The sequence below is a fragment of the Janthinobacterium psychrotolerans genome (assembly GCF_001677885.1).
Lineage (GTDB): Bacteria > Pseudomonadota > Gammaproteobacteria > Burkholderiales > Burkholderiaceae_D > Janthinobacterium > Janthinobacterium psychrotolerans.
Map to the genome: position 1 here is coordinate 59,134 of NZ_LOCQ01000055.1, position 12,364 is coordinate 71,497.

The window sequence follows — 12,364 nt, forward strand, 5'->3', positions numbered from 1 at the left end:
ACTTGCGGTTTTCCGTGATCGGCGCTTATCATTGGCCGCCTGACAAGGCCACCAGTCGCACGGCCCTGCGCAGACAAATGCATCGGCGCCCGGCAATGCACTGTATGATGCGCATGCTGACACTATCCTAGAGCATTTTTCGAGACTAATAACTATGACAAAAACCCTCATCATCGCCGAGAAGCCATCTGTCGCGAACGATATCGCGAAGACGCTTGGCGGCTTTACCAAGCACGATGAGTACTTTGAATCGGATGAATACGTCCTGTCGTCGGCGGTTGGCCACTTGCTGGAAATCGCCGTGCCGGAAGAATTCGACGTCAAGCGCGGCAAATGGAGTTTCGCGCACCTGCCGATGATTCCACCGTATTTCGCGCTGAACCCGATCGCCAAGACGGAAGCGCGCCTCAAAGTATTGAACAAGCTGATCAAGCGCAAAGATGTGACCACCCTGATCAACGCCTGCGATGCCGGGCGCGAAGGCGAGCTGATTTTCCGCCTGATCGCGCAAAACGCCAAGGCCAAGCAACCGGTCAAGCGCCTGTGGCTGCAGTCGATGACGCCGGGCGCCATCCGCGACGGCTTTGCGCACCTGCGCAGCGACGACGAAATGCTGCCGCTGGCCGACGCGGCCCGTTGCCGTTCGGAAGCGGACTGGCTGATCGGCATCAACGGCACCCGCGCCATGACGGCGTTCAACTCGAAAGAGGGCGGTTTCTACCTGACCACCGTCGGCCGCGTGCAGACGCCGACCCTGTCGATCGTGGTCGAGCGCGAAGACAAGATCAAAAAATTCGTGCCGCGCGACTTCTGGGAAGTGCGCGCCGAATTCGTCTGCGCGGCCGGCATCTATGAAGGCCGCTGGCTCGACACCAAGTTCAAGAAAGACGAGAACGACCCGGAAAAACGCGCCGAGCGCCTGTGGAGCAAGACGGCCGCCGATTCGATCGCCACCGCCTGCCGTGGCCGCCAGGGTACCGTCACGGAAGAGTCGAAACCGACCACCTCAATGGCGCCGGGCCTGTTCGACCTGACCAGCTTGCAGCGTGAAGCGAACTCGCGGTTCGGTTTTTCCGCCAAGAATACCCTTGGCCTGGCCCAGGCGCTGTACGAAAAGCACAAGGTGCTGACCTACCCGCGTACCGATTCGCGCCACCTGCCGGAAGACTATATGCCGACCGTGCTGCAGGCGCTGGAAACGGTCAAGGACAACAGCAACTACCACCAGTTCGCCAAGCAGATCATCGACAAGGGCTGGGTCAAGCCGAACAAGCGCATCTTCGACAACACCAAGATCTCGGATCACTTCGCCATCATTCCGACGACGATCGCGCCAAAAAACCTGTCCGAGCCGGAACAGAAACTGTACGACCTGGTCACGCGCCGCTTCATGGCCGTGTTCTTCCCGCCTGCCGAGTTCCAGGTCACCACGCGCTATACGGAAGTGTCCGGCCATCAGTTCAAGACTGAAGGCAAGGTCATGACCAATCCGGGCTGGCTGGCGATCTACGGCAAGGAAGCGTCGACCGACGCCGACAAGGAAAACAATGGCAACGGCAACCTGGTGCCGGTCGCCAAGGGCGAAACCGTGCACACGGAAAGCGTCAGCGCCAACGGCCTGGTCACCAAGCCGCCAGCGCGCTACACCGAGGCGACGTTGCTGTCGGCGATGGAAGGCGCGGGCAAGCTGATCGACGACGACGAGCTGCGCGATGCGATGGCCGGCAAGGGCCTGGGCACGCCAGCGACGCGCGCGGCCACCATCGAGGGCTTGCTGACGGAACGCTATCTGCTGCGCGAAGGGCGCGAGCTGATGCCGACCGCCAAGGCATCGCAACTGATGACTTTGCTCAAAGGCCTCGGTGTCAACGAACTGACGGCGCCGGAGCTGACCGGCGAGTGGGAATACAAGCTGTCGCAGATGGAAAAAGGCAAGATTTCGCGCGATGAATTCATGCGTGAAATCGCGCAGATGACGCAAATCATCGTCAAGCGCGCCAAGGAATACGACAACGACACCATCCCCGGCGAATACGCCACCTTGACGACGCCCTGCCCGAATTGCGGCAGCGTGGTGAAGGAAAACTACCGCCGTTTCGCCTGCACCAAGTGCGACTTCTCGATGAGCAAGACGCCCGGTTCGCGCCAGTTCGAAATCGCGGAAGTGGAGCAATTGCTGAAGGACCGTACCATCGGTCCGCTGCAGGGTTTCCGCTCGAAAATGGGTCGTCCGTTTGCCGCCATCTTGCGCATCGTGCGCGATGAAGAAATCAAGAATTTCAAGCTGGAATTCGATTTCGGCCAGAACGACGAGAGTGAAGACGGCGAAGGCGTCGACTTCACGGGCCAGACGGCGCTGGGATCTTGTCCCAAGTGCCAGGGCGGCGTGTACGAAATGGGCCTGGCCTATGTGTGCGAACACAGCGTGGCCAAACCGAAGACCTGCGACTTCCGCAGCGGCCGCATCATCTTGCAGCAGGAAATCTTGCCTGAACAAATGGCAAAGCTGCTCAACGATGGCAAGACCGATCTGTTGCCCGGCTTTGTTTCGCAGCGCACGCGCCGGCCGTTCAAGGCCTTCCTGGTGCGCGGCAAGGATGGCAAGGTGAGCTTTGAGTTCGAAGAGCGCAAGGCCAAGCCGGGTGCGAAAGCGCCTGCCAAGGGCAAGGCGGCGGCAGCCGAAGCCGAGGGCGAAGAAGGTGCGGCGCCAGCGAAAAAAGTAGCCGTCAAGAAAGCGCCGGCGAAAAAAGCGGCGGCCGTGAAAAAGCCGGCGGTGAAAAAGGCGCCGGCGAAAAAGGCGCCGGCGAAAAAGGTTGCGGCGGCCGAGTAATCAAGCCGTTGCGACAGCAAAAAGCCAGGGCTCACCCTGGCTTTTTGACGTTTACGACCAGCAATCAATCAGTCGAGATAATCCGAATACTCGCGCTGCGCATAGTTCTGCACATTGGTCCACGGCTGCGCCCTGGACAGGCCGGCCTGCTGTTTGACGTCGACGCGGCGGTAAAAAGTGTTGGCGCGGTCGCCGCTTTCAATAATCAGGGGAATCTGCTTTTGCTCATCCCACAGCACGCGCTGGAACACGCCATTTTTTTCCGCTTCGCGCCAGCGCGCGCCAGCCACTTTTGACACCTGCTTCGACAGCGGCATGGCGGCCACCAGTTTCGGGTCGAGCAGATAAAAACTGTTTTCCCAGGAGCCGTCGAAATTGACGTTGTCGTATTCGGACTTCGGGATGCTGACCACCACCTTGTCGTGGGCATCGATATACTCCACGCGCACGGTGTTTTTCTCCAGCATCACATGGCGCGGTATCACCACCGGATTGAAATGCTTGTGTTCGTGCTGGGCAACTTTGAGGGCCACTTTCTTGTTGTGGCCTTCATGGGCGTGCGCTGCCGGCGCCAGCACGCGCTCGACCCACACGTGGCCGGGGCGGCGCAGCATGGTTTCTTCGTAGCGGCTTTCGCGCGTCACGCCTTCCGGCGTCAGCACGCGGCTGTAGTAGGTGATGGACAGGTCCAGGTCGGCCGGCGCCGGGGCGGCCGCGTGGGTAGCGCCGGCAAAGCCGGCGGCCAGCAGGACGGCGATCAGGGTCGATTTCATGGTGTGCCTTTGATGTGCAAGGGGGCGGACGACAGCGCGTGTCATCCGCCCCTGGTCTACGACGATGTGATTACAGGCCCAGCGCGGTTTTCAGCAGGGTAAATACCTTGGTGTTGTCGATGGTGCCCTTGAAGGTCTTGGCGCCGGCGCCGGTGGCCAGCAGCTTGACGTCGCCGCCGCCGTGGGTTTCGCTGGCCAGGCGCACGCCCGTTTCCTGCAGGTAGTTATCGGCCAGCGCGGTGGCGCTGTCGACATTGGTGCGCAGGGCAGGGCGGTTCGGGCCGTTGCCGAACACCAGGGTGGTGTAGGTATTGCCGTCGGCATCCTTGCTCGGCAGGTTGTCGCGGTAGCCGCGGTTGATGTCGAGGATAGGGTTGCCGCGCTTGCCGTAGCCGTTGAAGGCCATCGTGTGGTCGTGGTCGGCCGTGACGACGATCAGGGTGTTTTCCAGCTTCGGATCGGTTTCCCTGATCTTGTCGATGGCGGCCTTGATGGCGTCGTCAAAGGCGATGGTGTCGCTCAAGGCGCGCTTGGCGTTGATGCCGTGCAGCGCATGATCGATGCGTCCGCCTTCGACCATCAGGAAATAGCCATTGCTGTTTTGCGACAGCAGGCTGATGGCTTTCAAGGTCATTTCCGACAGGCTCGGCTGGGTCGCGCCTTCGCCCAGCGGCGTGGCGGCGGTGCGGTCCAGTTCATATTCCAGGTGGCTGCGGGTGCTGTACAGGCCGATGAACTTCTTGTTGTTTGGCGCGGCCGCCATTTCCGTCTTGTTGGCCGCCACCGTGTAACCCTTGGCCGCCAGTTCGGTCAGCAGGTTGCGGCCATCGACGCGGCCGAATTTGTTGGTGGCCGAGTACGGCGTGTAATGGTTGCGCCCGCCACCCATCAGCACATCGACGCCGTCCAGCAGGGCCGTGTTGTAGCCGGCGCCGCCGGGCACGCTTTGCGCGGCGATCGCGTATTGCGCATTGCGGTTGCAGATATGCGAGAAGGTGCTCGCCGGCGTGGCGTGCGTCAGCTCGGTGGTGGTGATGGCGCCGACCGCCTTGCCCTTGGCTTTGGCCAGTTCCAGGATGGTCGGCACGCTCTTGCCGCCGGCCGGGCAGTTGTCCACGCCCAGGTTGCCGTTGGCGTCGCGGCCAGGTTCTTTGGCGATGGTTTCCTGCGCCATCGAGATGACTTCATTGTTCATCTTGACGCCGGTCATGTAGGCGGCCATCGATGGGGCGCTGTCGGTGGTCTGCGCGTCGTTCGAGAACGTCTTGATGCGCGCCGTGCGTTCCAGCTTGTCCATGTTCAGGCTGCCGTCTTCGCCGTATTTGTAGATGCGCGAGGCGGTGACGACGGAAGGACCCATGCCGTCGCCGAGGAAGAAGATGACGTTCTTGGCGTCAGCGGCCTGGGCGTTGGCGACGCTGGCGGCGACCAGCGCGCCCAGCAGGGACAGTTTCAGTACAGAGTTCATTGCAGGTTTCATGATTATCCAGTTCGTGTGTCTTGGGTCAATGCCGGGAATTACAGGCCGCCGGCGCTCTTGACCAGGCCGAATACCTTGGTGTTGTCGATGGTGCCGAGGAAGGTCTCGGCGCCCATGCCGATGGCGCCCAGGAACACGTCGGTGCCGCCGTGGGTTTCGCTGCCGACGGCCGTGCGGATCACCGCTTCCTGGTGGTATTCGTTGGCGCTGGTGACGGTTTCATCAAGGCTGGCCATGGCGGCGCGGCTCGACTGCGTGCGTTTTTCGCCATTGCCGAAGCCGATGATCGAATACGGCGCGCCGTCCAGGTCTTTCTCGACCGCGCCGGTGACGTAGTTTTTCACCACGCCCAGCACGCCCGGATTGCCGGCGGCCGTCTTGCCGGTGCGCTTGGCGTAGCCGTTCAGCACCAGCGTGTGGTCATGGTCGGCGGTGACGACGATCAGGGTGTTGGCCAGGGTTGGGTCGGTCAGCTTGGCCTTGTCGATGGCGGCCTTGACGGCGTTGTCGAACGCGACCGTGTCCTGCAGCGCTTTTTTCGCCGTGGTTTCATGCAGCGCATGGTCGATGCGGCCGCCTTCGACCATCAGGAAGTAACCCTTCTTGTTTTTGGCCAGCACGTCCATGGCCTTGGTGGTCATTTCCGCCAGGCTCGGTTCTTTCGCCGCGTCGCGGTCCAGCTCATACGCCATGTGGCTGCTGGTAAATACGCCGAACAGACGCTCGGCCTTGCTGGCGTCGACCGCCTTGAAGTCGGCGCCCGTGTTGGCGATGGTATAGTTTTTCGCTTTCAGTTCGGCCATCAGGTCGCGTCCGTCGGCGCGCTTGCCGCCGTCCTTGACCGGTTTGAAGAATTGCGCGCCGCCGCCCAGCACCACCTCCAGGCCCGTCGTGCCCAGCGCGCTGTTGTAGCCGGCGCCGCCCGGCACCAGGGCCGCGGCGATATCGTTTTCCAGGTCGCGGTGGCAGATGTGGGCGTAGGTCGCCGCCGGCGTGGCGTGCGTCACGCGCGCCGTGCTGACGACGCCGGCCGCATAGCCCTTGGCCTTGGCCAGTTCCAGCAGGGTGGTGGCCGGCGTGCCGTTGCCGCTGCCGCAGTTGTTGACCAGCTTGTTGCCATTGGCGTCATTGGTCGGATCCTTGGCCACCGTGTTGGCGGACATGGAGATCACTTCATTGTTCATCTTGACGCCGGTCATGTAGGCGGCCATCGACGGCGCGCTGTCGGTGACCTGGGCGTCGTTCGAGAAGGTTTTCACGAACGCCGTTTCCGGCAGCGTGTCCATGGTCAGCGAACCGTCTTCGCCGACCGCATAGATGCGCGCGGCCGTCATGGTGGTCAGGCCCATGCCGTCGCCGAGGAAGAAGATGACATTTTTTGGTGGTGCTGCCACGACATCGTCGTTCTTGCTGCTGCTGCCGCAGGCGGCCAGCATCAGGGTAATGGCGACGCTGCAGCCAGCGGCGGAAAATTTTCTGCGTGTCATGTCGGGGATCCGGCGAGGTTTGAAAGCTGGCAAGATAGCAAGCCATTGTTACGCCCTCATGACGATCAGACACACATCTGCAACATATGGTAATCATTGGTAATAACTATTGAATTGATAAAATCAATTATCTTTTCCTTTGCGGCTGCGCTCGTTACACTGTATCCATCAGTCAACAACGAAGGAAAGCACCATGAGCACGCCGCCGCCAAATACCCCCTTGAGCACCGCTTCCGGCATTCCGCTGGCCGATAACCAGAATTCCATCAGCGCCGGCCCGCGTGGCCCGCTGCTGCTGCAGGACTTCCATCTGCTCGAAAAGCTCCAGCATTTCAACCGCGAACGCATCCCGGAGCGCGTGGTGCACGCCAAAGGTTCGGGCGCCTACGGCACGTTTACCGTCACGCACGATATTGCCGCCTACACCAAGGCCAGGCTGTTCAGTGAAGTGGGCAAGCAGACGGCCACGTTTGCACGCTTTTCCACCGTCGGTGGCGAACGCGGCAGTGCCGACACGGAACGCGATCCGCGCGGCTTCGCCGTGCGCTTCTACACGGAGGAAGGCAACTGGGATCTGGTCGGCAACAACACGCCGATGTTCTTCATCAAGGACCCGATCAAGTTTCCCGATTTCGTCCACACGCAAAAACGCGATCCGCAAAGCAACCTGAAATCGGCCGAGATGATGTTCGATTTCTGGAGCCATGCACCGGAAAGCCTGCACCAGGTCACCATGCTGTTTTCGGACCGCGGCACGCCCGACGGCTACCGCCACATGGATGGCTTCGGCAGCCATACCTACAGCCTGATCAATGCCGACGGCCAGCGCGTCTACGTGAAATGGCATTTCAAGACGCGCCAGGGCATCAAAAATTTGTCAGCCGCCGAAGCCGGCCGCCTGGCGGGGGCCGACCCCGATTACGCCCAGCGCGACCTGTTCGGCGCCATCGAGCGCGGCGAATTTCCGCAGTGGGAAGTCAAGCTGCAGGTAGCGACCGAAGAGCAACTGGCGCAATGGGAGCAGCGCACCGGCTGGAACCCGTTCGACCTGACCAAGGTGTGGCCGCACGCGGATTTCCCGTTGCTGCCGGTCGGCATTTTTGAGCTGAACCGCAACCCGGACAATTACCACGCGGAAGTGGAGCAGGCGGCGTTTTCGCCCGCCAACGCCGTGCCGGGCATGGGCTACTCGCCCGACAAGATGCTGCAAGGCCGTTTGTTTGCCTACCACGACGCCCAGCTGTACCGGGTCGGCACCAACCACCAGCACCTGCCGGTCAATGCGGCGCGCTGCCCCTTCCACAACCAGCAGCGCGACGGTGGCATGGCGATCAACAATGGCGGTGCGGCCCGTAACTATGCCAACCTGGCCGCTGCCGGCAGTGCGCCGCAGGGACTGGGCCACGGCGAAGCAGCGCTGGCCTTGCAGGGCGGCGCGGCGCGCTACGACGGCCGCGGCGCGGAAGACGATTTCAGCCAGGCCGGCAATCTGTTCCGCATCCTGACCCCGCAGGGCAAGCAGAACCTGTTCGACAACCTGGCCGGTCCCTTGAGCCAGGTACGCGAGGAAACCCTGCAACGCCAGTTGGCCCATTTCGACCGCGCCGATCCGGCCTACGGCGCCGGTGTGCGGGCCGCCCTGCAGGCGCTTGGCAAGCCGGCGTAAATCGCGAATCCGTCCGGCAGTCGCCGGACGGATTTGATCTTGCGCAAGGTCAGGCCCTTGTGGAATATTGCCGTCTGGACATAGTTTCCGCCCATGCGTAGACTAGCTGGTTTGATGATCGCGCCGCCGCCCGGGTGGCGTGCAGGCTAGAAAGTCGCACAACATGAATATGGCAAAGTTGACCGTGCATGGGGATGACCTCACCCTGGCGTCCATCCTGGAAGTGCTGCCCACCGAACCCGAGCGCCAGTGGCGCAAGGGCGAGCCGAAAGGCGCTGGCAGGATTCATCTCGATTCCGGTTTCGAGGTGCTGGTGGCGCAGGCCAGCCAGGCGCAGGTGCTGCCCTCGCGCATCCGCAGCTATCTGGCCGAATGCCGCTCGCGCGGCGTGAGTTTCAGCATGCCGCGCATCGTGGCCGAGCTGCAACTCCAGCTGGCCGGCGATGCTGGCCCGGCAACGGCGTCCGCGCCGCTGGACCTGCCGCTGGGCGACCTGGCCGTGTTCAGCGACATGGGCATCAGCCTGAGCTTGACCACCCACCCGTAAGCCCTAGCGCTCGCTGATATCGACGGCGATCATATTGTCGCCGGGCTTGCGGTCGATCAGCTTGTTGTCGGGGTCGATGCCCGCCTTGGCTGGCCGGCCACGGACGATCACCGTGTAGCTGGCCTGCTTGCCGGTCACCAGCTTGCGTTCGCGCAGCAGCGCATTGCCATCCTTGTCATCGACGCCGATCTCGATCAGGTCGCGCAGCGGCGCTTCCTGTTCTTCGCCCTGTGCGCCCGCATGGATCTTGCCGGCCTGCACAGTGATACCGACCTCATAGTTGCCGTCCGCCAGCTTGCGCGCCGTCGCCGCCAGCGCGCGGTTATCGAACAGCACGATGTTTTCAAATAAATCATCGATCAGATACGCCTGTGCCGGCGGCGTGACCTGGCGCAAGCCGTCGATCAGCGCCGTCACGCTGGCGTAGGGCGGCGCCTGGCGATGGTCTTGCAGCAGGGCGCGCAGCACGCCATTGATCTTGTCTTCGCCGACGATGTCCTGCAGCAAATACATGGCCAGCGCACCCTTGTTGTAATGGATATAGCCCTGGCGGTCATTCTCGGCCAGCGGCAACTCGCCGTTGCGCTCTTCCGCGCGGCCCATCAGGTAGCGGTTCAGGTCGTAGCGCAGGAAGCGCCGCATCTTGTTCGGGCCGACGGTCTTCTTCATCACCATCAGCGCCGAGTATTCGGCCAGGGTTTCGCTCAGCACGGTGGCGCCGCGCGTATTGCCGGCCACCAGCTGATGGCCCCACCACTGGTGCGCCACCTCGTGCGCGGTGACGTAGAACGGATAGTCGAGATCCTTCGGGTTCTTGTCGTCGACCCTGGCGATAAAGCCCAGGCCTTCGGAAAACGGTATGGTGCCCGGAAACGACTGCGCATACGTGTCATAGCGCGGGAACTCGACGATGCGCACGATCTTGTGCTGGTAGGGGCCGAAGTTTTTCGTGTAGTAATCGAGCGCTTCCTTGCTGCCGCGCACGAAGCGGTCCAGATTGTATTCATGGCCCGGCTGGTAATACACGTCGATGGCCACGTCCTGCCAGCGTTCGTGCCGGACGGCGTAGCGGGCCGACTGGAAGGCGTAGAAATTGAGGATGGGCTGGTCCATCCTGTAATGGAAGTAGTGCCGGCCTTTGTCTATCCAGTCGTTGTCGAGCATGCCTGGCGCGATCGCCGTCTGGCCGTCGACGGTGCTGACGGTGGCCTCGAAATGGATGCGGTCGGCGTCGCTGCCGATGTCGCTGTCGGCCAGGCCGCGCGCATCATCGCGTGGCAAGGCGCGTTCGCGCGCCGGCAAGCCGTGGCGCTTGCGGTCGCGCGTATCGCTCAGTTCCAGCTGCTGCTGGTAGCCCACGTGCGGCAGCACGGCGTTGGTAAAGAAGGTGCCGTTGGCCAGCACGGGGGTATCCTGGCCCAGGCCGAACACGCCGCGCGGCGCGTAGCTGACGTCGAAATCGAGGCCGAGGGTGGCGCCCGGCGCCAGCGGCGCGGCCAGGCGGTAACTGTAAAAGCCCAGCCGCGCGTCATCGAGGCCGGGATGGACGCGGCTGTCGAAGCGCAGCCGCATGCTGGCGGTCGGGTCTTGCTGGATGAAAATCTGGCTGATCGGCACGGCGGTGCGGTTTTCCAGCAGGTAGCGTCCCTTCACCTTCAGGGTGCGCTGGGCCGGGTAGATCGCCACGTCGAGCTTGACGTCGGTGATGCGCGGCTGCGGCGTGGCGGCCAGCCTGCGGTACTGGCGCTCGAAGCTGGCGCGGTCGGCCTCGCGCGCATGGCCGGATTTATAGTCGTTGGCGATATGGAAGGTGTAGAACAGCATGCCGCCGGCGAACAGGAAGATGGCCAGGCCGATGCCGAAGCTGGCCAGTACCGGCCGCGTCAAGGCGTGGCGCGCCAGGCGCAGGCGGATGCGCCAGCTGTCGTGCGCGCCGCGCTGCCAGAACAGCAGGGCCAGCACGGTCAGCATCACGGCCGCGCCGCTCCAGTACAGCAAGTACCAGCGCTCGCGCAGCAGGTAGTGGCCGGCGCCGTTCATGGCCGAATACACGAACTCGGGCGTGGTGCCGTACAGCAGCAGCGGGTTGCCCATGTCCAGCGAGTGCAGCAGGATGGTCACGCCGTAATAGACGATCATGGCGAAGTAGGCCAGGTAGCGCTGGTTGAGCAGCACCTGCAGGAAAATCGCCAGCACCGCGCCCAGCGCGTAGTTGGGCAGCTGGGTCAGGAACAGCGCCTCGAAGTACAGGCCGGGATCGAGCCGGTAGTAGCCCTTGACGATCTGGAGCGACATGCCGCACAACATCACCACCAGGCTCAGCAGGGCCTGCAGGCCGATCAGCGCAAACAGCTTGGCCAGCAGCGGCAGCCAGTTTGGCACGGGCAGGGCGTCGAGCATCAGCTGCAGGCCGTTTTCGCGCTCGCGCCACACCAGCTCGCCCGCATACAGGGTGGTGATCACCAGCATGAAGACCGCAAACGCGCTGCTGACGATCTCGAGCACTCTTTCCGTCACCGGATAGGTATTGGTGCCGTAGATCGAGCCCATGTCCAGCGCGCTGGCATACATCACCAGCACGCCGGCCAGCACGATGACGACAAAATAGATGTTCTTGACGGTTTCGCGCAGGTTCAGCCAGCTCATCTGCAGCAGCAGGGCGGCCAGGCTGCGGCGGGTAAAGTTTGGCGGCTCGTGGGTGTCCAGCGCGCTGTGCGACAAGCGCGCCGGCGGCGTGCTGTCGCCCTGGCGCCGCGCGCTGCCGCCGTCGGGCGTGGCATGGAAGTGAAAGCGCCAGTAGCCCAGCAGCAGGGCCAGCAGGGCCAGCGCGCACCAGATGGCGCGGTTGACCAGGTACACGCCCTCGAGCGTGACCAGGCGCGTATTGCGCTCGGCATTGGGCCAGTATTCGGTCAGGTTGATCAGCGCCGCGGTGCCGAAGGGGTCGATCAGCGCGGCCACGGTCTTGAAGTCCAGGTCGCGCGCCAGCGAGGGCGCCACCAGGTAGCCGATCAGCATCACCACCGAGCTGATATAGACGGGCAGCATGCGCCGCGTCAGCGCGGCGATGACGAAAAAGATGGCGCCGAAGATAAACAAGTTGGGCAGCAGGGTAAAGCAATACGGCATCAGATAGGCCAGCACGCGCTGCGGCCCCAGCCGTTCCTGGTCGATGCCCGGCAACCAGCTGCCCAGCCAGGCGCCGAGGATAATGCTGGAAAACACCACCGCCAGCACCACGGTGGCGCCGAGAAAACGGCCGAACACATATTCATGCTTGCGGATCGGCGCGCTGAAGAAGAAATGCTGCATGCCGTATTCGACATCCTGCTGCACCGAGCGGCCCATCATGGCGGCCACCACCACGGCGCCGAAGCAGCCCAGCACGGCGCAGCTCAGGGCCAGCGACCGCGGCGCATTGATCAGGACGCGCCCGCCCATGCTGATCGAGATTTCCTTGAAGGCGCCGCCCGAGGCGGCCATCCACAGCATGGACAGCGCCAGGAACATGGCGAAATACACCCAGGTGGACAACAGCTTGAAACGCTGTCGTGCTTCAAAGAAGGCAATCGCGAACATGC

The 12,364-nt window shown here is 62.8% G+C and carries 7 protein-coding genes; 3 read left to right on the plus strand and 4 right to left on the minus strand.

Features of this window, described 5'->3' with window-relative positions; genetic code table 11:
• Positions 1 to 154: 154 nt before the first annotated feature.
• Entirely contained in the window at positions 155 to 2,830 is a 2,676-nt protein-coding gene (locus tag ASR47_RS13125) for a DNA topoisomerase III (protein ID WP_065308235.1), read from the plus strand.
• Between the two features lie 68 nt (positions 2,831 to 2,898).
• On the opposite strand, the gene ASR47_RS13130 is transcribed toward ASR47_RS13125, so the two are convergent.
• From ASR47_RS13130 to ASR47_RS13140, 3 genes are all read right to left on the minus strand, one after another.
• On the minus strand, positions 2,899 to 3,603 hold the full coding sequence (locus ASR47_RS13130) for a hypothetical protein (protein ID WP_065308236.1): 705 nt from the start codon (positions 3,601 to 3,603) through the stop codon (positions 2,899 to 2,901).
• Between the two features lie 70 nt (positions 3,604 to 3,673).
• Positions 3,674 to 5,071, minus strand: coding sequence for an alkaline phosphatase (locus tag ASR47_RS13135; protein ID WP_065308237.1), 1,398 nt, complete (start codon positions 5,069 to 5,071; stop codon positions 3,674 to 3,676).
• A gap of 50 nt (positions 5,072 to 5,121) precedes the next feature.
• Positions 5,122 to 6,570 (minus strand): alkaline phosphatase, encoded by a 1,449-nt coding sequence (locus tag ASR47_RS13140; protein ID WP_082988911.1) that lies wholly within the window; start codon positions 6,568 to 6,570, stop codon positions 5,122 to 5,124.
• 193 nt (positions 6,571 to 6,763) lie between these two features.
• On the opposite strand from ASR47_RS13140, the gene ASR47_RS13145 reads away from it, so the two are divergent.
• The gene (locus tag ASR47_RS13145) at positions 6,764 to 8,236 is read left to right on the plus strand and encodes a catalase (RefSeq protein ID WP_065308238.1); all 1,473 of its coding nucleotides are present in this window, start codon (positions 6,764 to 6,766) and stop codon (positions 8,234 to 8,236) included.
• 169 nt (positions 8,237 to 8,405) lie between these two features.
• Positions 8,406 to 8,783 (plus strand): hypothetical protein, encoded by a 378-nt coding sequence (locus ASR47_RS13150; protein ID WP_082988912.1) that lies wholly within the window; start codon positions 8,406 to 8,408, stop codon positions 8,781 to 8,783.
• A gap of 3 nt (positions 8,784 to 8,786) precedes the next feature.
• Here the strand turns inward: ASR47_RS13150 and ASR47_RS13155 are convergent, their stop codons facing one another.
• Entirely contained in the window at positions 8,787 to 12,362 is a 3,576-nt protein-coding gene (locus ASR47_RS13155; RefSeq protein WP_065308240.1) for an ABC transporter permease/M1 family aminopeptidase, read from the minus strand.
• Between the last annotated feature and the right edge of the window lie 2 nt (positions 12,363 to 12,364).